This window comes from Microbacterium algeriense (genome assembly GCF_008868005.1).
GTDB classification, from domain to species: Bacteria; Actinomycetota; Actinomycetes; order Actinomycetales; family Microbacteriaceae; genus Microbacterium; species Microbacterium algeriense.
Map to the genome: position 1 here is coordinate 813,900 of NZ_WAAO01000001.1, position 19,311 is coordinate 833,210.

Sequence of the window (19,311 nt, forward strand, 5' to 3'; positions counted from 1 at the left end):
TCAGCCCTTGACCGCGCCGGTGAGTCCGCCGACGATCCGGCGCTCGAAGAGGCTGAAGAAGATCAGGGCGGGGATCATCGACAGCGAGGTGAAGGCCAGCACTTTCGCGGTGTCGACCGAGTATTGGGAGGCGAAGGACTGCACGCCGAGCGGGAGCGTGAACGAGGCGGCGTCGTTGAGCACGAACAGGGGCAGGAGGTAGCCGTTCCAGCTGCCGATGAAGGCGAGGATGCCGGTCGTGATCACGCCGGGGATCGACAGCGGCAGCACCATGCGCCAGAAGAAGCCCATCCGGCTGCATCCGTCGATGAACGCCGCCTCCTGGATCTCGTCGGGGATCGCGCGCAGGAACGGGACCAGGATGATGATCGTCGTCGGCAGGGCGAACGCGATCTGCGGCAGGATGACCCCGCCGAGCGAGTTCATCAGCCCGAGGCTGCGGACGACGATGTACAGCGGCGTGATCGCGACGGTCAGCGGGAACATGAGCCCCGCGGCGAAGAACGCGTAGAGCACCCCGCGACCGACGAACCGGTACCGCGCGAGCACATAGGCGGCCATCAGGCCGAGCGCGACCACGCCGATGGTCGTGGTGAGGGCGACGATCGTGGAGTTGAGGACCTGCCGCCAGAAGATCCCGCCGGTGATGACGTCGAGATAGTTCGACAGCACCCAGGGCTGCGGCAGCCCGGACGGGTCCGTGGTGATCTGCGCGTTCGTGCGGAAGCCGCCGATGATGATGTACGCGATCGGGGCGAGCATGAGCCCGACGACGATCAGCGCCACGAAGTACACGGTGGGGTTCGCCCACGGCAGTCGTGCGCGTGCGGGCCGTCCCGGCCGCTGGGTGACGAGTACCGAGGTGGCGGTCATCGCGTCGTCCTCTTCTTTCGTGAGGGAGCGCCGGTGAGGGCGCCGTCGGTGTCGCGTCGCAGCACGGCACGCTGGTAGATCAGCGCCACCACGAGCGAGATCAGGAACAGGACGACGGCGACGGCGTTCCCGTAGCCGAAGTTGCCGGCGTTGCGCCCCTCGGAGACCATGTAGGTCGCCATGGTCGAGGTCCCGGCGGTGGAGGCGATGTACTGCCCCCAGATGATGTAGACGAGATCGAACAGCTGCAGCGAGCCGATGATCGACAGGAAGGCCCAGATCCGCAGTGTCGGCGCCAGGAGCGGGAGCGTGATGCGCCACTGGATCTGCCAGTACGACGCCCCGTCGATCGCCGCGGCCTCGTGCAGCTCCTCGGGGATCCCCTGAAGGCCGGCGAGGAAGAGGATCACCGCGAACCCGATGTACTTCCAGGTGATGATCACCATGAGGGTCCAGATGGCGATGTCCGGGTTGGAGAGCCAGTCGTTCGCGAGGAAACCGAGGCCCATCTTCTGCAGCAGGTCATTGAACGCCCCGCTGGTCTGCAGCATGAGGCTCCAGCCCGTGCCGACCACGACCTCCGAGATCACGTAGGGGACGAAGATCAGCACCCGGATCAGCGACTGTCCGCGCATCCGGCGGTTCAGGAGCAGGGCGAGAAGGATCGCCGCCGGCCCCTGGAGGATGAGCGAGAAGACGAGGATGAACCCGTTGTGGGCCAGGGCCTCGTGGAAGAGCGGGTCCTGCAGGATCGTGAGGTAGTTCTTGAGGCCGACGAAGTCCGTGGGTGGCCCGTAGCCCTGCCAGCTGAAGAATCCGTAGTAGCCCGCCATCAGCACCGGGAAGATGACGAAGGCGAGGAAGACGAGGAGGGCGGGCCCGGCCAGAAGGATCACTTCCAGCCGGGCGACCGCCTTATGCCTTGGCTGCGGCATCCTGGACGGCCTTGACGATGTCCTCCGGGGTTCCCTGACCGGCGAGCATGTTCACGACGGCGACGTTCAGAGCGTTGCCGACGTTCTGTCCGTACACGGTGTCCAGCCACTGCGATGCGTAGGGCGCCGCGTTGTAGGCCTCGAGGATCGACTGCAGGTACGGCTCGGTCACGGCCTCCTGCGCGACGGTGTTGACGGGCGGGGCGTTGAACGCCTTGTAGTACGCGGTCTGCACGTCGGACGTGCCCAGGTAGTTGAGGAAGTCGACGCAGGCGTCCGGTGCGTCGACCGAGCAGGAGTAGCCGTCGACGCCGCCCATCATCGATCCGGGCTCGCCGTCGCCGCCCTCGACCTCGGGGAACGGGAACCAGGCCAGGTCGGCGAGGGGCTTCTGGTCGGGCGTCAGCGATCCGATGACGCCGGGGTTCCAGGCGCCCATGAGCTCCATGCCGGCCTGGTGGTTCGCGATCAGGCCCGCCGAGCTTCCGGCGCCCTGCTGGGCCGTGGTGGTGAGGAAGCCCGCGTTGAAGGGCTCGGTGGCCGCGAACGCCTGGAGGTCCTCGCCGGCGCGCACCCAGCACTCGTCGTCGAAGTTCATCTCGTCGGCGGCCTTGGCGAGCGTGTCGGAGCTGCATTCGCGCAGCGCCAGCCAGTAGTACCAGTGCGCTGCGGGCCAGGCGTCCTTCGCGCCGAGGGCGATCGGCTCGATCCCGGCGGCCTTGAGCTTCTCGGTCGCGGCCTCGAGCTCGTCGAGCGTGGCCGGGTTCTCGGTGATGCCCGCCTGGTCGAACAGGTCCTGGCTGTAGAAGAGTCCGCCGGGGAGCACGGCGACCGGCATCGCGTAGATATTGCCGTCCAGGCTGTTGGCCGAATACGCCGCCTCGGAGATCTCCTCCTTCGCGTCGCCGGTGATCGCGTCGGTCAGGTCCTTGAGCTGGCCGGCCTTCACCATCGCCGCCATCTTGCCTCCGCCGCGCTGCAGGAAGATGTCCGGGGCATCACCGGAGTTCAGTGCGGTCTGCAGCTTGCCGTCCAGATCCTCGTTCTGAATGGACTGGATCTCGATGGTGACGCCGGGGTTCGCCTCCTCGAAGTCGGCGACGGTCTGCTCCCAGAACTCGACCCCCGGGCCGGTCGTGGAGTTGTGCCAGAGCGTCATCGTGGTGTCTCCGCCCTCCTGCGGATCGCTCGCGGTGCACCCGCTGAGTGCGAGAGCTCCGACGGCCGCGATCGCGGCCGCGCCCATCAAGGAACGCCGTGTGCTGTTCATGTGATCGTTCTCCTCGTCGAGAGTTGCGCACCGCGTCTCTGCGGGCGCCGCGGCAGCAGGGAATGAGACCGCGTCGGATGCAGTCTGCTGAGGGGAACGGATCTCGTCAAACGTTTTCGAAAACAGTTTCCGTCCGCACCGTCGACGCCGATACGCTGGGCGACCATGAGCACGCGAACCACCATCCACGACGTCGCCAAGGCGGCAGGCGTCTCGGTCTCGACGGTCTCGAAGGCGGTCAACGGCCGCTACGGCATCGCCGACGCCACGGTCCGTCGCGTGCTCGACGTGGTGCAGGAGCTGGGGTACGAGTCGAGCCTGGTCGCCAGCAGCATGCGAGCCAGACGCACCGGGGTGATCGGGGTGCTCCTGGCCGACTTCGAGCCGTTCAGCGCCGAGATCCTCAAAGGCGTCGGGGCCGCCGTCCACGACACGGCCGTCGACCTGCTGGCGTACAGCGGATCAGGGCACGGCCAGGGGCAGGGGTGGGAGCGGCGCTCGCTCAGCCGTCTCTCCGGAACCCTCATCGACGCCGCGATCATGGTCACCCCGACGGTGGTGGGGGCATCGGCCGAGATCCCCGTGGTGGCGATCGACCCGCACACCGGACGCGCCGACCTGCCCACGGTCGAATCCGACAGCTTCGGCGGTGCGCTGACCGCCACGCGCCATCTGCTGGATCTCGGCCACCGCCGGATCAGCTTCCTCGGCGGTCGCCCCGACCTGCGCTCCGCCGGACTGCGCGACGCGGGATATCGACGGGCGCTCTCCGACGCCGGCATCCCGATCGACCCGGCGCTCATCCGGGACGGACGGTACGAGCTGGAGACCACGAGGGAGTCGGCGCGGGTGCTCCTGGCCGGGCCATCGCGTCCGACCGCCGTGTTCGCGGCGAACGATCTCTCCGCCATCGCGGTGATCGAGGTCGCCCACGAACTGGGGCTGCGGGTGCCGGAGGATCTCTCCGTCGTCGGATTCGACGACGTGCCGGAGGCCTCACGCCGCGCCCTGCCGCTCACCACGATCCAGCAGCCCATGCGTCGTCTGGGCGGGGTCGCTGCGGAGATGGTCTTCCGGCTCCTGGAGGGTCAGCCGGTGGAGGAGATGCATGTGACGCTGCCGACGCGACTGGTCGTGCGGGCCACCACGGCTCCGCTCGGCGCGGGCGCGGAACGCGGGCGCTGAGCACGCGCTCGTGACGCGCACGCGCACGCGCACGCGGACAGGCTCGGCGACGCGATGCACCGCCGAGCCTGTGCGGCTCAGGCCCGCGCCACCTCGAGCTCGATGACCGACCAGGACAGCGCCGGCAGGGTCGCCCGCACCGCGCCGTCGAGGACCTCGGCAGCCGTGAGCGGCACCATGTGCACGCTGTCCGGCGCGGTCTCGAGGTTCGACGTGTGGCGGTCGCCACCCTCGGGCACGGTGAGCGTCTCGGCCTGCCGCACGCGCACATCGCCGAGGCCGTGCAGGTCGATCGTCAGGTCGTTCGCCTCGTCGAGCGAGCGGTTGGCGACGAACACCACCAGGCGGCCGGACTCCTCATCCCAGGTGGCCGCCGCATCGATCGCATCCACGCCGCCGTAGCGCTTGGTCTCGATCTGGGGAGCGGTGACCGCGAGGCGCAGGATGCGGCCGGTCGCGAGACGCGCCATGCGCTCGAAGGGCCAGAAGCTCGTCTGGCGCCAGGCCGGACCGTTCTCCTCCGAGCGGATCGGGGCGATCACGTTCACCAGCTGCGCCTGGTTGGCGATCTTCACGCGGTCACCGTGGCGCAGGAGGCTGTTCAGCAGGGTGCCGACGACCACCGCATCCGTCACCGAGTAGGTGTCCTCGATCAGGCGGGGATGCTGGCGCCATCCGGCCTTCGCGATCTCCTTCGCCTCGACGTCGTTGTACTTCACCTGGTCCCACACGTTCCACTCGTCGAAGGAGATGTCCACCTGCTTCGTGTGCTTGCCGGATGCCTTGACCGCATCGATCGTGGCGATGACGCCCTCGATGAACGCGTCCATGTCGACGGACTCCGCCAGGAACGACTCCGCGTCTCCGTCGTGCTCCTGGTAGTACGCGTGCATCGAGATGAAGTCGACCTCGTCGTACGCGTGCGTGAGGACCGTGTGCTCCCAGCTGCCGAACGTGGGCATGGATCGTCCGGAGGAGCCGACAGCGACGAGCTCGATCGACGGATCGACCAGGCGCATCGCCTTGGCGGACTCCTGGGCGAGCCGGCCGTACTCGGTCGCCGTCTTGCCGCCGATCTGCCACGGACCGTCGAGCTCGTTGCCCAGGCACCACAGCTTGATGTCGAACGGCTGCTCGGCTCCGTTGCGGCGTCGCAGGTCGGACCAGTAGGTGCCGCCGGGGTGGTTGGCGTACTCGACGAGGGCGCGGGCCTCCTCGACGCCGCGAGTGCCGAGGTTCACCGCCTCCATCACCTCGACGTCCGCCTCCTTCGCCCAGGCCATGAACTCGTGCAGCCCGAACGCGTTCGTCTCGATCGTGTGCCAGGCGCCGTCGATGCGCACCGGGCGGTCCTCGACAGGGCCCACCCCGTCCTCCCAGCGGTAGCCGGAGACGAAGTTGCCGCCGGGGTAGCGGACCACGGTCGGGCCCATCTCCTTCACCAGGGCCAGCACGTCCTGCCGGAAGCCGCGCTCGTCGGCCTGCGGGTGGCCGGGCTCGTAGATGCCGGTGTAGACGCAGCGCCCCATGTGCTCGACGAACGACCCGAAGAGTCTGCGGGGGACGTCGGCGATCGTGAAGTCGCGGTCGATGGTGATGCGGGCCTGAGACATTGCTCTCCTTGTGTCTGGCTCTGTGGCCGGGTGGGGACTACTGACCGCCGAAGCCGCTGGTCGCGACGCCCTTGACGATCTGCTTCTGGAAGATGATGAAGATGACGATGAGTGGGAGCGCCGCGAGCACGGCCTGCGCCATGACCTGCGCGTACTGCACGCCGTAGGCGCTGATCACCGTCTGGAGACCGACCGGCAGCGTCATCAGCGTGGTGTCGTTGATCACGAGGAACGGCCAGAGGAAGTTGTTCCACGCGCCGATGAAGACGAAGATCGCCACGGACGCCAGGATGGGGCGCGACAGCGGGAGCACGATGGACCAGAAGATGCGCAGCCGGCCGGCGCCGTCGACGCGGGCGGCGTCCTCGAGCTCGATCGGGATCGCATCGAAGAACCGCTTCAGGATGAACACCATCGCCGGGGCGACGACCTGCGGCAGGATCAGGCCCCAGTACGTGTCGACGAGGTTGAAGGCGAGCATCTCGTAGAACAGCGGGATGATCAGCACCTGCGGCGGCACCACGATCGAGGCGATGATCACCACGAACAGCCACTTGCGTCCGGTGAAGTCCAGGCGGGAGAAGGCGTAGGCCGCCAGCGCCGAGATCGTCAGCGTGATCAGGGTGATCGCGACCGACGTGAGCAGGCTGTTCAGCGCCCACGTGTACACGTTGCCCTGCGACAGGATCGCGGTGAAGGCCTCGATGGTGGGGCCGCTCGCGCCGATCCAGCCCGGGTCGCCGGAGGCGGCATCCGTCTCGGTCTTGAAGGCGGTCGCGACCGCCCAGAGGAAGGGCAGCAGCCAGCCGATGGCCATCAGCGCGAGCACGATGAAGGCCACGACGCGGAGCGGGCCGAAGGGCTTCTGGCCGGGGACATGCGAGCGGCGAGGACCGCGGGCCTTCGCGGTCGTGATGGTCTCGGTGCGGGTGAGGGTGGCGGAGGACATCACAGCTGCTGCTCCTTCTTGCCGCGCATGATCAGAGCCTGCGCGACGCCGATGATGACGATGAGGGCGAAGAACACATAGGAGATGGCGGCCGAGTAGCCGAACCGGTAGCTCACGAAGCCGGCTTCGTAGATGTACTGCACGATCGACCGGGTGGTGTCGCTCGCGACTCCGCCGAGCATCTGGTACGCCTGGTCGAACAGCTTCAGCGAGGCGAGGATCTGGAGGATGAGGATCAGGACCGTCGCCGGCCCGAGCTGCGGGAGGGTGATGGACCAGAACTGCCGCCACGGTCCGGCGCCGTCGAGCGACGCCGCCTCGTATTGCTGCGGCGGGATGTTCTGCATCGCCGCGAGGTACAGCAGGAAGTTGAACCCGACCGTCCACCAGACGGTGGCGATCACGATCGACAGCATGTTGGTGTCAGGGTTCTGCAGCCAGGCGATCGGCTCGAGCCCGAGCGCCTTGAGGATGTTGTTGGCCGCGCCGACCTGGGGGTTGAAGATCCAGACCCAGATCTGCGAGATCACGGTCGAGGCGAGCAGGTACGGCATGAAGAACGACAGCCGCCAGAGCCACTGCCCCGGAAGGCCGCGGTCGACGAGGGCGGCCATGACGAGCGCGATCAGCACGAGCGGCACGGTCGACAGGAGGGTGAACCACACCGTGTTGCCCATCGACTGCCACATCTTCGGGTCGCTCAGCGCCTCGGCGTAGTTGGCGAAGCCGACGAACGCGCCGCCGGCGCCGGTGAGCGACTGGTCGGTGAAGCTCAGGATGATGCCGTGGATGATCGGCCAGACCAGGAACAGGGCGAAGGCGATCAGGAACGGGGCGAGGAAAGCCCAGCTGACCAGCTGCTCCCGGTTGCGGGAACCCGGGCGACGGTCGCGGGGGATGGCCTTGGAACCCGTGACGATGGTGCGCGTGGAGTCGGTGGCGGCGGTCATGATCCGAACGTCCCTTCGGGGTCTGCCGGGTTGGGCTGGCGCAGCAGGGTGTTGACCCGTTCTTCGAACCGGTCGATCGCGGCGGCGGGGTCATCGCCCGAGAGCAGGACGCCCTGCACCGCTGCACCGAACTCGCCCTGGAAGTTCGATCCCGATCCGGTGAACCAGGCCGTCGGATCGTAGACGACGTGCTGCGCGGCCTCGGCGTAGTGCGCCTGGGGGATGAGGTCGGCGTACTCGGGAGACTCGGTCACCGGCAGATACGCCGGGATGTGACCCGCCTCGGCCCAGTCGAACGAGCCCTTCAGCATGTCCGCGACGAACCGGTAGGTCAGGTCGCGGCGCGCGGGGTCGGCGTTCGTCTGGTGCGGGAGCACGAAGGAGTGCGAGTCCGCGTAGACGGCCGGCGTGCCGTAGAGGGTCGGGATCATCGTCGCGTCGAAGGGCAGCTCCGCTGCCTGCATCGTGCGCAGCTCCCAGACGCCGGTCATCAGCATCCCGCTCTTGCCGGTGGCGAACTCGGCGATGGCGCTGCCGTAGTCGTTCTGCGCCGCGGCGATCTCCCCGTCCAGCAGGGTCTGCATGAAGGTGAGGGATTCGACCGCGGCATCCTTGTCGATCACGGCAGTGCCGCCGACCGGAAGCTCGATCGCGAGCCCGTGCTGCGCGTAGAGGCCGTAGAACAGCCGCCACATCTGCGCGCCGTCGCCGAGGTAGCCGTAGGACAGCGCGTGGCCGGAGGCGGTTCCGCTCACCGTGCGCAGCTGGTCGAGGAACTCCTCGGGGGAGTTCGTCTCCTGCAGCCGGCCGTCGGAATCGAGCACGCCGGCCGCGTCGCACACGTCGGTGTTGAACATCAGGACGAAGGGATGCGCGTCGAGGGCGACGCTGTACATGTTCTCGCCCACGAATCCCTTCTCCCAGATCGGCGTCGGGAAGGTGGAGTCGTCGACGCCGAGTTCGGCCAGCCGGTCCAGGTCCCAGGGGTCGAGCAGGCCGCCCGGCGCCCAGCCGACCGTGCGGGTGGCGTGCATGATCGCGACATCGGGTGCGCGGCCGCCGGCGCCGGCCATCGCGAGCTTCGTGTAGTACGGCGTGCCCCAGGCGAGCACGGTCGGCCGGATGCGGAACGCGGACTGCGCGCTGTTCACCTTGTCCAGCATCGACGACATCGTGACGCCGTCACCGCCGGAGAGCAGGTGCCAGAACTGCAGGGTCTGGGTCGCGGAGCCGGGGACGGCTCCGGGCGCGCAGCCGGCGAGGAGGGCCGTGCCGGCGGCGAGCGAGGCGGCAGCGAGGAACTGCCTGCGCGACAGATCGAGTGGGGGCGTCATCGGTCACTCCTTCGTGACTGTGAGGTGGACGCCCCATCATTACATCGATGTAATGATGCCCGCAAGCATGGATCTGAGGCGAGACGGGCGTGCGATCAGGGGCGGTGACCGGCCGGTCTGCCCTCGGTGCTCGCGCGCTCCAGTAGCTGATGCGAGAGCGTGAGCGACCGCGGGGGAGCGGAGCGGTCGTCCATCCGGGACTCCAGCAGTCCCAGCGCTGCGACGGCGAACGCGCGCCGGTCGAACGCGACCGAGGTCAGGGCGGGAGAGGTGTACCGCGAGAACTCCACGTCGTCGAAGCCCGTCACGATCACGTCCTCCGGGACGCGGATCCCTTTGTCGTGCAGGGTGTGCAGCGCACCGAGAGCCAGGGAGTCCGTGAAGGCGACGATGGCGTCGAAAGGCACGCGCCGGGAGAGCAGGGTGCGCACGGCATCCGCGCCGCCGTCCATCGACCACGGCAGCCGGTTGATCTCCAGCGCCGGGTCCCGGGCGATCCCCGCCTCACGCAGCGCATCGTGCACGCCTTCGAGGCGCAGCCGGCTCGTGGCGGTGGCGACGGAGGGATCGTCGTCGGCGCCGACGACCGCGACACGTGTGGCTCCGCGGGACAGCACGTGGCGGGTCGCATCGGCCGCAGCGCGTCTGCTGTCGATGCGCACGTGATCCGCGCGGTTCTGCTCGACCTCGCCGATCACCACCAGCGGCGGCAGTCGATCGGCGTACTTCAGGACGCTGTCCTCCAACCGGATCGGGTTGAGGATGAGGCCGTCGACCAGGTGCGCCCGCGCCCGCGAGACCAGCTCCTTCTCGCGTTCGGGTTCCGTCGCGGTCTCCTCGATCTGCACGGCCAGGCCCCGCTGGTGCGCGGCCTCGACGATGCGGTGCACGAGCTCGGCGGAGAAGGCGGTGGCCAGGTCCGGGAGTGCGACGGCGATGATGCCGGAGCGGCCCTTGCGCAGACCCCGGGCGTTGAGGTTGGGCACGAAGTCGAGCTGTGCCATCGCGGACTCGACCTTGGCGCGCGTGCTCTCATTGACCGGGACGGTGCCGGTGACCACGTTCGAGACCGTCTTCGGCGAGACTCCGGCCAGCGCCGCGACATCCTTCATCGTGGCGCGGGGCGGCGGCGTCGCGGTCATCCGGTCAGCCTAGCGGCGGGCAGTCGGGACGAGGGAGTACAACGATGTAGACCTCCAGACCGTGGCTATCATGGCGCCATGACCACCGAACGCAACTGGGCGGGCAACCTCACGTACCGCGCCTCGACGATCGCCCACCCGGAATCGATCGACGACCTCAGCGCCCTGCTCGCTGCGGGCGGACCCGTGCGCCTCCTCGGTTCGCGGCACTGCTTCAACGACATCGCCGACACGGACGGGACGCTCGTCGCGCTCGACCGGCTGCCGTCCGTCTTCGAGGTCGACCCGACCAGGACCTCCGTGCGCGTGTCCGGGGCCGCCAGGTACGGCGACATCGCCCCGCGGCTCGAGGCCGAGGGGCTCGCGCTCGCCAACCTCGCCTCGCTGCCGCACATCTCGGTCGCCGGCGCGATCGCCACCGGCACCCATGGCTCGGGCGACGCGATCGGCTCCCTCGCGAGCGCGGTCCGAGCGCTGACGATCCTGACCCCCGCGGGTGAGACGCGCACGCTCGCTCGGGGCGACGACGACTTCGACGGTGCGGTCGTCGGCCTCGGTGCGCTCGGCGCCGTGCTGGATGTGACCCTCGACGTCGAGCCGACCTACGAGGTCGCGCAGCACGTGTTCGAGCATCCGGATTGGGACGCGGTGCTCGCCGAGTTCGACGAGGTGACCTCGATCGGTACGAGCGTCAGCCTGTTCTCCCGGTGGCAACGCACCGACGTCGTCGACCAGATCTGGGTCAAGCAGCGTCAGCCCGAGGCTCGCGAGGCGACGCGGGAGTCGCTGTTCGAGCGGCTCGGTGCGGAGGCCGCGACGAGCAAGCGGCATCCGATCCTGGGTGTCGATCCGGTCGCATGCACGGAGCAGCTCGGCGCGGCGGGCCCCTGGCACGAGCGGCTCGCGCACTTCAAGCTCGAGTTCACGCCGTCGGCCGGTGCGGAGATCCAGAGCGAGTACCTCGTGCCTCGGGCCGACGCCGTCGCCGCGATCCAGGCCGTGCGGACACTCGCGGGGCAGATCGCGCCGCTGCTGCTCGTGAACGAGATCCGCACCGTGCGCGCCGACGACCTGTGGCTGAGCTCCTCGTACGGGACCGATGCCGTGGGCCTGCACTTCACCTGGAAGCCCGACGAGCCCGCCGTCCGAGCACTGCTGCCGACGATCGAGGCGGCCCTGCCGGCGACGGCCCGCCCGCACTGGGGCAAGGTGTTCACGCTCGACGCCGACGAGGTGCGCTCCCGCTACCCCCGGTGGGAGGACTTCGCCGCGCTCGCCGCCCGCTTCGACCCCGCCCGCCGCCTGGTCAATCCCTACCTCGCCCGCCTCGGCCTGTAACCCTGCTCCCGTCGCGATATAACAGCCAAAACCGCCCGGTTTGGCTGTTATATCGCGACGGGAGCGGGGGAGAGGGTGGCAACGGGCGGGGTGTTCTCGGTAACATCCTGGGAGGGTCGGCCGACGGAGGTGCGCATGGCCAACGTCGGTTCCGACAAGCCCAACATCCGCCAGGTCGCGACGATCGCCGGCGTCTCGCACATGACGGTCTCTCGGGTGCTCAACGACCACCCGAACATCAAGCCCGACACCCGGCGACGCGTGCTCGAGGCGATCGAAGAGCTCGACTACCGGCCGAACATGGCCGCCCGCGCGCTCGCCACCCAACGCACGCGTCGCATCGGCGTGATCGTCGAGAGCGCGGTCGCGCACGGTCCGACCAGCATCCTCCGCGCCGTCGAACTGTCGGCGCGGGCGGCGGGCTACTCGGTCACTCCGATCGCGCTCCACGAGGGCGACGCGCTGTCCCCACAGGAGGCGGTCGACAACCTCGTCACCCAGGGCGTCGACGCGCTGTGCGTGATCGCCCCGCGATCGTCGTCGGTGGCGGCGCTGCGCCGGATCGCGATCACCGTGCCGATGCTCGTCGTCAAGGCGGATGCCGACCCGACCTTCCTCACCGTGTCGATCGACCAGCATGCGGGCACGACCCTGGTCGTCGACCATCTCGTCGCCCTCGGTCACCGGGACATCCTGCATCTGTCCGGCCCGTTGGACTGGCTGGATGCCAGGGCGAGGGAGCGCGCCTTCCATTCGCGGGCCAAGTCGTGGGGCATCCGCGAACGGCCGATCGTTGTCGGCGACTGGTCGGCCGACTTCGCCTACGACTTCGCGAAGGGCCTCACCCGACTCCCGGAGTACACGGCCGTCTTCGCCGCCAACGACGACATGGCGATCGGCCTCATCCACGGGTTGCACGACCGGGGTTTCGACGTGCCGACCGATCTCAGCGTCGTCGGCTTCGATGACGTTCCGCTCGCCCGTCACTTCCTCCCGCCGCTCACGACGGTCCGCCAGGATTTCGGGGCGCTCGGGGTCTCCGTCGTCGAGATGCTGCGGGCCGCGATCGAGGGCCGGGACATCCCCGCGCTGACCCGCATCCCGACCGAACTCGTCCCGCGCGCCTCCTCGGCCGCGCCGCGGGAGGTGCGATGACGCCCGACCGTGGCCTCGAGCCGGTCGTGCGTCTCGAAGGCATCACGGTGGAGTACCCGGGTACGCGCGCGCTCGACGACGTCGACTTCCGCCTGTTCGCCGGAGAGGTGCACGCGGTCATGGGGGAGAACGCGGCGGGAAAATCGACCCTCGTCGGCGTGATCACGGGCACACATGCGCCGCAGGCGGGGACCGTCTTCGTCGACGGCGCACCGCGTCGGTTCTCGGGCGTCGCCGACAGCCGAGCAGCGGGTATCGCGACGGTGTTCCAGGAGGCGCAGCTGAGTCCGAACCTGAGCGTCGCCGAGAACGTCATGCTCGGTCGCGAGCGTCGGGGTCGCCTCGGCATCGACTGGCGGCGCACCAGGGCGGACGCCGCCGAGGCCCTCGCGAGGCTGGGGCTCGACGACCTCGATCCGAAGACGCCGTTGTCGCAGCTCACGCCCGCCCAGAAGCAGCTCGTCGCGCTCGCCCGTGCGGTCGTCGACGAGCCGGGTGTGCTGGTGCTCGACGAGCCCACCTCGAGCCTGGATGTCGCGGAGGTCGCGACGCTGATGCGTGTGATCCGGGGTCTTCGGCAGCGGGGCGTCGCGATCCTGTTCGTCTCGCACTTCCTGGAGCAGGCGTTCGCGATCAGCGACCGCATGACCGTGCTGCGCGGCGGGCACCTGGTGGGCGAATACGCCACGCGCGATCTGGACCGCGCCGACTTGATCTCGAAGATGCTCGGCAAGGACATCGACAGCCTCAGGGCGCTGGGCTCGGAGCGCAAGGCGCATCACTACTCGTCCGCAGGGCAGCCCGCGCTGCAGGCGTCGGATGTGGGTCGGCGCGGTGAGCTGGAGCTGATGGACCTCGAGATCCAGCGCGGCGAGATCGTCGGGTTCGCCGGTCTGCGAGGGTCCGGTCGCTCCGAGGCCGCCTCGCTGCTGAGCGGCGTCGTCCGCGCGGACAGCGGGACGCTGTGGGTCGACGGCGAGCAGGTGCAGCTGCGCAGTCCTTCGGTCGCCCTGCGGCATCGGATCGCGCTGTCGGCGGAGAACCGCGGCACGCAGGGTGTCATCGGCGAGCTCACGGCGAGGCAGAACATCCTCCTGTCGCTGCAGGCCCTGCGCGGGTGGTCGCGGCCGCTGTCGCGCGCGGAATCCTCAGCGCTCGTGGAGACCTACGTCGAGGCGCTGCATCTGGATCCGGCCGACCTCGATCGCCCTGTCGCGCTGCTGTCCGGGGGGACCCAGCAGAAGGTCATGCTGGCCCGCGCGCTGGCCGTCCGGCCCCACGTCCTGATCCTCGATGAGCCGACCAGCGGCATCGACATCGGCGCCAAGCTCGACGTGCAGCGGCGGATCAGCCAGCTGGCGGGGGACGGCGTCGCAGTGGTGTTCATCTCCTCGGAGCTCGAGGAGGTCGTACGTCTGAGCGACCGCATCGTCGTGCTGAAGGACCGCGAGAAGATCGGCGAGCTCAGCAACGGACCGGGTGTGACGGTCGACACCGTCGTCGAGATGATCGCCGCCGAGCTGAGTCATAGCGCCGATCTGTGATCGGTAACAAACTCATTCGCGACTGAATCGACTGATTTTCACTGATTCTCTTGTGTTCCAGAAATTGTTCCCGGTAACATCGCCGCAGGACACGCGAAGAAGTGTCCTGCCATCACGTCAGGACCTCGACGGTCCGCCCCCGCCGGAGTGACCACCGGCATCTCAAAGAGGAGAGACACATGTCCGCGAAGAAGCGCACCCGCGTCGCGTTCGGCCTGGCCGCCGTCGGCGCACTCACCATCGGCCTCGCCGCCTGCTCGACCGGAGACTCCGGCGACGGAGGCGGGAGCTCCGACGAGCTCACCACCGTCGGCTTCGTCGCCGTCGGCCCCGAAGGCGCCTGGCGCGAAGCCAACGAGCAGAACATCCAGGACACCTTCACCGAAGAGGCCGGCTACGACCTCAAGTACGCCCCCGCCACCAACCTCGACCAGAAGTCCCAGATCGACGCATTCACGTCGTTCGTCGACGAGGGGGTCGATGTCATCCTGCTCTCCGCCACCGAGGCCTCCGGGTGGGAGGACTCCCTCAAGCGCGCGCAGGAGGCGGAGATCCCCGTGATCCTGCTCGACCGGGGCATCGAGCCCGATGACGACAGCCTCTACGTCACCCGCATCGCCCCCGACAACGTCGAGGTCGCCAAGGAGGTCGGCGCGTGGGCCGCGGCGACGTTCCCCGACGGCGGCAACTACGTCGTGCTGGAAGGCCCCGCGGGCGTGGGCGTCGTCAACGAGCGGAACACCGGATTCGACGAAGGGCTCGGCGACTCCTCGCTCACCAAGCTCGACGCGCAGACCGCGAACTGGTCGGCAGAAGAGGGCAAGAGCGTCTTCGAGACCATGCTCAAGTCGGCAGGCAACGACATCCAGCTCGTCTTCGCGCAGAATGACGAGATGGGCCTCGGCGCAGCGCAGGCGGCGGAGGAGGCGGGCCTCGTGGTCGGCGAGGACGTGAAGATCGCCACGATCGACGGCACGAAGAACGCCATGCAGGCTCTCGCCGATGGCCAGCTCAGCTACGTGCACGAGTACAACCCGCTGTTCGGCGACACCGCGCTCGAGGTCGTCGAGAAGGCGCTCGCCGGCGAAGACGTCGAGTCGTACATCGTCGTGCCCAGCGAGGCGTTCGACTCGGCCGAAGCCGCCCAGGCCGTGCTCGCGGACCGCAAGTACTGATCGAGCACCGACGCCGACGCAGAGCGATCGGGCGTCGGGTCCGGGTGGCGCCGCACGAGGCGCCACCCGGACCCCGAACGGAGAGACAGCGATGAACGAAGAAGTGCCCATCGTCGAGATGCGCGGGATCTCGATCGAGTTCCCCGGCGTGAAGGCCCTCGACGGCGTCGACTTCCGCCTCTTCCCCGGAGAGGTGCACGCGCTCATGGGGGAGAACGGCGCGGGGAAATCGACGCTGATCAAGGCGCTGACCGGCGTCTACCGGATCGACTCCGGCTCCATCGTCGTGTCGGGGAGCGAACGCCGCTTCGGCGGGGCCGACGACGCGCAGGAGGCGGGCGTCTCGACGGTGTACCAGGAGGTCAACCTCGCCCCCAATCTGTCGATCGGCGAGAACGTGATGCTCGGCCACGAGCGGCGGGGGGCGTTCGGCATCAACTGGACAGCCACCCACCGGGCCGCGACCGAAGCCCTCGAGCGCCTCGGCCTGGGCCACCTCGACACGCGCAAGCCACTCTCCACGCTGTCGATCGCGCTGCAGCAGCTGGTCGCCATCAGCCGGGCCATGGCCATCAGGGCCAAGGTGCTGATCCTCGACGAGCCGACCTCGAGCCTCGACGCCGCAGAGGTCGAGGGGCTCTTCGCGGTCATCCGGTCGGTGCGAGACCAGGGCGTCGCCGTCCTCTTCGTCTCGCACTTCCTCGATCAGGTCTACGCGATCAGCGACCGCATCACGGTCCTGCGCAACGGACGATACGAGGGCGAGCACCTCACGCGTGAGCTCGACCGCCACGCACTCATCTCGGCGATGATCGGCAAGGACCTCGACACGCTGAAGTCGCTCGGGGGCAACCGTCGTCGAGAGCCGAGGGACCCCGACGAGAAGCCGCTGCTGTCGGCGGTCGGCATCGCCAGGCGGGGCGCCGTCGAGGCCACCGATCTCGAGATCCGCCGCGGTGAGGTCGTCGGGTTCGCCGGCCTCCTCGGGTCCGGACGCACCGAACTCGCCCGGCTGCTGTATGCGGCCGACAAGGCTGACGCCGGCACGATCGAACTGCACGGGAGTCCCGTCGATCTCCGTTCCCCGGCAGACGCGCTCCCGCGGCGGATCGCCTTCTCGACCGAGAACCGGCGGGATGAGGGCATCATCGGCGATCTGACCGTCCGCGAGAACATCGTCCTCGCCGTCCAGGCGGAGCGCGGCTGGGCTCGGCCGCTGAGCCGCAGAGAGCAGGACGCGATCGTCTCCCGCTACATCGAGCAGCTGAACGTGCGTCCGGCCGATCCCGATCGCATGATCAAGAACCTGTCGGGCGGCAACCAGCAGAAGGTGCTCCTCGGCCGCTGGCTCGCCACACAGCCCGAGCTGCTGATCCTCGACGAGCCGACGCGCGGGATCGACGTCGGCGCGAAGGCGGAGATCCAGGAGGCCGTGGCCGAACTCGCCGAAGACGGCGTCGCCGTGGTGTTCATCTCCTCCGAGCTCGAAGAGGTCGTGCGCCTGTCCGAGCGCATCGTCGTGCTGAAGGACCACCGCAAGATCGGCGAGATCCAGAACGGCCCCGAGGTCACCGCTCAGGTCATCGTCGATGTCATCGCCGCCCACGGGGTGGATGCCGCCGCCGACACCCTCGACGACACGGAGGGCGCCGTGCCCGATAGCATCGCCCCCACGACCCACAAGGAGGCAGCGCGATGACCGCGGCAGCCGGCACCACCATCTGGCGGGAACTCATCCGCAAACCCTTCTTCTGGGGCATCGTCGCGATCATCGCGCTCCTCGCGCTGAACGTCATCAAGGACCCGACCTATCTCGCCCTGTCGATCAACCCGAACAACGGCAACCTCGTCGGCAACCTCGTCGACATCCTGCGCCAGGCGGCGCCGGTGATGATGATCGCGATCGGGATGTCGCTCGTCATCGCGACCGGCGGCATCGACCTCTCCGTGGGGTCGCTCATGGCCGTCGCGGGGGCCGTCTCGATGGAGTTCCTCAGCGCGGCAGGCGACTCCTTCGGCGCGGCGCTCGCCGCCGTCGGGCTCGCGCTGGTGATCACGGGCGTCCTCGGTGCGGTCAACGGCGTGCTCGTCGCGTACGTGGGGCTGCAGCCCTTCATCGCCACGCTCGTGCTGATGCTCGCCGGACGCGGCATCGCGAAGGTCATCACCGGCGGGCAGAACACCACCGCCTCGAACGACTCGTTCCGCTGGATCGCCAACGGCTTCCTGATCGGCATCCCCGTCGTGTTCCTCCTCGCGGTGCTCATCGTGATCGCGGTGGGACTGGTCGTCCGGCGCAGCGCCCTGGGTCTCATGATCGAAGCGATCGGCATCAACCCCCGAGCGAGCCGCATGGCGGGCATCAAACCCAAGGGACTGCTGCTCACGGCCTACATCATGAGCGGGATCCTCGCGGGGATCGCCGGCGTCATGTCGGTCGGCAGCGTCATGACCGTCGACATCTCCCGCACCGGCTACCAGCTGGAGCTCGATGCGATCCTCGCGGTCGTCATCGGCGGCGCCTCGCTCGCGGGCGGCAAGTTCTCACTCAGCGGAGCCTTCGTGGGCGCGCTGCTCATCGCCACGCTCGACAAGACCGTCCTGTATCTCGGCGTCTCGTCGTCGGCGACCCCGGCCTTCAAAGCCATCGTCATCGTCGTGCTGTGCCTGCTGCAGTCGGAGCGGGTGCGCGGCTGGTTCCGCCGTCGACGCAGGCCGCGGCCCGCCGAACGGCTGCTGCAGAAGGAAGAGGTGTCGGCATGAGTGCTGTGTCCGTCAGCCCCGACGCGCGTCCGGTCGGGACCATCCCCGACCGCGCGCGCCGCATGATCACGGCGAACCCGTCGGTGCTGCCGACCATCGCATCGATCGTCATCTTCGTCGGCATGGTGATCTTCGGGGAGGTGGCATACGGCCGCATCCTGCAGTTCAACACGCTGTCGAACCTGCTCATCAACAACGCGCACCTCATCGTGCTCGCCGTCGCCCTGACGTTCGTGATCCTCACCGGAGGCATCGACCTGTCCGTCGGATCGATCATCGCCGTCTCATCGGTGGCCGGGGTGATGCTGTCGAACGCCGGATGGAACGTGTTCGCGGTGATCATCGCGATGATCGGGATCGGCGTGCTCTTCGGCATCGTGTCCGGCGTGCTCATCAGGTACTTCAATGTGCAGCCGTTCATCGCGACGCTGGCGATGATGTTCCTCGGACGCGGTCTGGCATCGCTGCTCAGCACCACGCCGGAGCGTCTCGGCGAGGACTCCCCGATCCGCTGGATCGGAGCCCAGCTGAAGATCATCGACGGTCCGAAGGTGAACGACCTCGTGATCACTCCGGCTGTGCTCGTCGCGGTGCTCGTCGTGATCGCGGCGTTCTTCGTGCTGCATCGCACGCGCATGGGGCGCACCGTGTACGCGATCGGCGGATCCGAGAGTTCGGCGCTGCTGATGGGGCTGCCGGTGCACGGGACGAAGGTGCTCGTGTATGTGATCAGCGGCGCGCTCGCCGGTCTCGCCGCGGTGCTCTACACCGCGCGGCTCGGCACAGCGCAGAACATCACCGGCATCGGGTGGGAGCTCGACGCCATCGCCGCGGCCGTGATCGGGGGGACGCTGCTGACCGGCGGCTACGGATATGTGCTGGGCTCCGTGGTCGGGGCGCTCGTGCTCGGCCTGATGAACGTGCTCATCACGCGCGACGGCGGCATCCCGCCGGAGATGACGACCATCATCACCGGCGGCATCCTGCTCGTGTTCGTGCTGCTGCAGCGCGCCGTCACCCGTCGCCGTGAGTAGCCCCCACCCCACCCCCCCCCAGTCACCCCAGCCACCCCAGCTCCCGTCGCG

16 protein-coding genes are annotated in these 19,311 nt (G+C 68.6%); 8 read left to right on the forward strand and 8 right to left on the reverse strand.

Annotated features, from left to right (window positions below; genetic code table 11):
* The 3 genes from F6A08_RS03915 to F6A08_RS03925 are packed head-to-tail and all read right to left on the reverse strand — an operon-like array spanning nucleotide 1 to nucleotide 3,078.
* Entirely contained in the window at nucleotides 1-873 is an 873-nt protein-coding gene (locus F6A08_RS03915; RefSeq protein WP_017201763.1) for a carbohydrate ABC transporter permease, read from the reverse strand.
* Nucleotides 870-1,808 carry a carbohydrate ABC transporter permease gene (locus F6A08_RS03920; RefSeq protein ID WP_051000795.1) on the reverse strand — a complete coding sequence of 313 codons (939 nt, stop codon included), beginning with the start codon at nucleotides 1,806-1,808 and terminating at the stop codon, nucleotides 870-872. The genes F6A08_RS03915 and F6A08_RS03920 overlap by 4 nt, the downstream gene beginning before the upstream one ends.
* Nucleotides 1,789-3,078, reverse strand: a complete 1,290-nt coding sequence (locus tag F6A08_RS03925) for an extracellular solute-binding protein (RefSeq protein WP_151458676.1) — start codon at nucleotides 3,076-3,078, stop codon at nucleotides 1,789-1,791. Before F6A08_RS03925 ends, F6A08_RS03920 begins: the two co-directional genes overlap by 20 nt.
* Before the next feature lie 165 nt (nucleotides 3,079-3,243).
* Between F6A08_RS03925 and F6A08_RS03930 the strand changes: the two genes are divergently transcribed.
* Nucleotides 3,244-4,263, forward strand: coding sequence for a LacI family DNA-binding transcriptional regulator (locus F6A08_RS03930; RefSeq protein WP_017201760.1), 1,020 nt, complete (start codon nucleotides 3,244-3,246; stop codon nucleotides 4,261-4,263).
* Nucleotides 4,264-4,340: 77 nt separating this feature from the next.
* Here F6A08_RS03930 and arfA read toward each other — a convergent pair whose 3' ends face one another.
* From arfA to F6A08_RS03955, 5 genes are all read right to left on the reverse strand, one after another.
* On the reverse strand, nucleotides 4,341-5,876 hold the full coding sequence (gene arfA / locus F6A08_RS03935) for an arabinosylfuranosidase ArfA (RefSeq protein ID WP_124896398.1): 1,536 nt from the start codon (nucleotides 5,874-5,876) through the stop codon (nucleotides 4,341-4,343).
* Between the two features lie 37 nt (nucleotides 5,877-5,913).
* On the reverse strand, nucleotides 5,914-6,825 hold the full coding sequence (locus F6A08_RS03940; RefSeq protein WP_017201758.1) for a carbohydrate ABC transporter permease: 912 nt from the start codon (nucleotides 6,823-6,825) through the stop codon (nucleotides 5,914-5,916).
* Complete coding sequence (locus F6A08_RS03945; protein WP_017201757.1) at nucleotides 6,825-7,775, reverse strand: carbohydrate ABC transporter permease; 951 nt, start codon at nucleotides 7,773-7,775, stop codon at nucleotides 6,825-6,827. The genes F6A08_RS03940 and F6A08_RS03945 overlap by 1 nt, the downstream gene beginning before the upstream one ends.
* Entirely contained in the window at nucleotides 7,772-9,109 is a 1,338-nt protein-coding gene (locus tag F6A08_RS03950; RefSeq protein WP_151458677.1) for an extracellular solute-binding protein, read from the reverse strand. Before F6A08_RS03950 ends, F6A08_RS03945 begins: the two co-directional genes overlap by 4 nt.
* A 95-nt stretch (nucleotides 9,110-9,204) precedes the next feature.
* Complete coding sequence (locus F6A08_RS03955; RefSeq protein WP_151458678.1) at nucleotides 9,205-10,251, reverse strand: LacI family DNA-binding transcriptional regulator; 1,047 nt, start codon at nucleotides 10,249-10,251, stop codon at nucleotides 9,205-9,207.
* A 78-nt stretch (nucleotides 10,252-10,329) separates the two neighbouring features.
* Here F6A08_RS03955 and F6A08_RS03960 point away from each other — a divergent pair, with 78 nt between their 5' ends.
* The 7 genes from F6A08_RS03960 (at nucleotide 10,330) to F6A08_RS03990 (ending at nucleotide 19,260) form a co-directional block, all read left to right on the forward strand.
* Nucleotides 10,330-11,589: an FAD-binding protein gene (locus F6A08_RS03960; protein WP_151458679.1), complete on the forward strand. Its 1,260-nt coding sequence runs from the start codon at nucleotides 10,330-10,332 to the stop codon at nucleotides 11,587-11,589.
* Nucleotides 11,590-11,724: 135 nt separating this feature from the next.
* Complete coding sequence (locus tag F6A08_RS03965; protein WP_017201753.1) at nucleotides 11,725-12,744, forward strand: LacI family DNA-binding transcriptional regulator; 1,020 nt, start codon at nucleotides 11,725-11,727, stop codon at nucleotides 12,742-12,744.
* On the forward strand, nucleotides 12,741-14,288 hold the full coding sequence (locus F6A08_RS03970; RefSeq protein ID WP_151458680.1) for a sugar ABC transporter ATP-binding protein: 1,548 nt from the start codon (nucleotides 12,741-12,743) through the stop codon (nucleotides 14,286-14,288). The genes F6A08_RS03965 and F6A08_RS03970 overlap by 4 nt, the downstream gene beginning before the upstream one ends.
* Before the next feature lie 179 nt (nucleotides 14,289-14,467).
* Nucleotides 14,468-15,463 carry a substrate-binding domain-containing protein gene (locus tag F6A08_RS03975; protein WP_017201751.1) on the forward strand — a complete coding sequence of 332 codons (996 nt, stop codon included), beginning with the start codon at nucleotides 14,468-14,470 and terminating at the stop codon, nucleotides 15,461-15,463.
* Between the two features lie 91 nt (nucleotides 15,464-15,554).
* Entirely contained in the window at nucleotides 15,555-17,162 is a 1,608-nt protein-coding gene (locus F6A08_RS03980) for a sugar ABC transporter ATP-binding protein (RefSeq protein ID WP_151458681.1), read from the forward strand.
* Nucleotides 17,159-18,226, forward strand: coding sequence for an ABC transporter permease (locus tag F6A08_RS03985; protein ID WP_017201749.1), 1,068 nt, complete (start codon nucleotides 17,159-17,161; stop codon nucleotides 18,224-18,226). The genes F6A08_RS03980 and F6A08_RS03985 overlap by 4 nt, the downstream gene beginning before the upstream one ends.
* Nucleotides 18,223-19,260: an ABC transporter permease gene (locus F6A08_RS03990; RefSeq protein ID WP_151458682.1), complete on the forward strand. Its 1,038-nt coding sequence runs from the start codon at nucleotides 18,223-18,225 to the stop codon at nucleotides 19,258-19,260. The genes F6A08_RS03985 and F6A08_RS03990 overlap by 4 nt, the downstream gene beginning before the upstream one ends.
* Nucleotides 19,261-19,311 lie beyond the last annotated feature (51 nt).

Coding starts and splice junctions, on each gene's coding strand:
- F6A08_RS03915 (WP_017201763.1), bottom strand. CDS start 873: ATGACCGCCACCTCGGTACTCGTCACCCAGCGGCCGGGACGGCCCGCA.
- F6A08_RS03920 (WP_051000795.1), bottom strand. CDS start 1,808: ATGCCGCAGCCAAGGCATAAGGCGGTCGCCCGGCTGGAAGTGATCCTT.
- F6A08_RS03925 (WP_151458676.1), bottom strand. CDS start 3,078: ATGAACAGCACACGGCGTTCCTTGATGGGCGCGGCCGCGATCGCGGCC.
- F6A08_RS03930 (WP_017201760.1), top strand. CDS start 3,244: ATGAGCACGCGAACCACCATCCACGACGTCGCCAAGGCGGCAGGCGTC.
- arfA (WP_124896398.1), bottom strand. CDS start 5,876: ATGTCTCAGGCCCGCATCACCATCGACCGCGACTTCACGATCGCCGAC.
- F6A08_RS03940 (WP_017201758.1), bottom strand. CDS start 6,825: ATGTCCTCCGCCACCCTCACCCGCACCGAGACCATCACGACCGCGAAG.
- F6A08_RS03945 (WP_017201757.1), bottom strand. CDS start 7,775: ATGACCGCCGCCACCGACTCCACGCGCACCATCGTCACGGGTTCCAAG.
- F6A08_RS03950 (WP_151458677.1), bottom strand. CDS start 9,109: ATGACGCCCCCACTCGATCTGTCGCGCAGGCAGTTCCTCGCTGCCGCC.
- F6A08_RS03955 (WP_151458678.1), bottom strand. CDS start 10,251: ATGACCGCGACGCCGCCGCCCCGCGCCACGATGAAGGATGTCGCGGCG.
- F6A08_RS03960 (WP_151458679.1), top strand. CDS start 10,330: ATGACCACCGAACGCAACTGGGCGGGCAACCTCACGTACCGCGCCTCG.
- F6A08_RS03965 (WP_017201753.1), top strand. CDS start 11,725: ATGGCCAACGTCGGTTCCGACAAGCCCAACATCCGCCAGGTCGCGACG.
- F6A08_RS03970 (WP_151458680.1), top strand. CDS start 12,741: ATGACGCCCGACCGTGGCCTCGAGCCGGTCGTGCGTCTCGAAGGCATC.
- F6A08_RS03975 (WP_017201751.1), top strand. CDS start 14,468: ATGTCCGCGAAGAAGCGCACCCGCGTCGCGTTCGGCCTGGCCGCCGTC.
- F6A08_RS03980 (WP_151458681.1), top strand. CDS start 15,555: ATGAACGAAGAAGTGCCCATCGTCGAGATGCGCGGGATCTCGATCGAG.
- F6A08_RS03985 (WP_017201749.1), top strand. CDS start 17,159: ATGACCGCGGCAGCCGGCACCACCATCTGGCGGGAACTCATCCGCAAA.
- F6A08_RS03990 (WP_151458682.1), top strand. CDS start 18,223: ATGAGTGCTGTGTCCGTCAGCCCCGACGCGCGTCCGGTCGGGACCATC.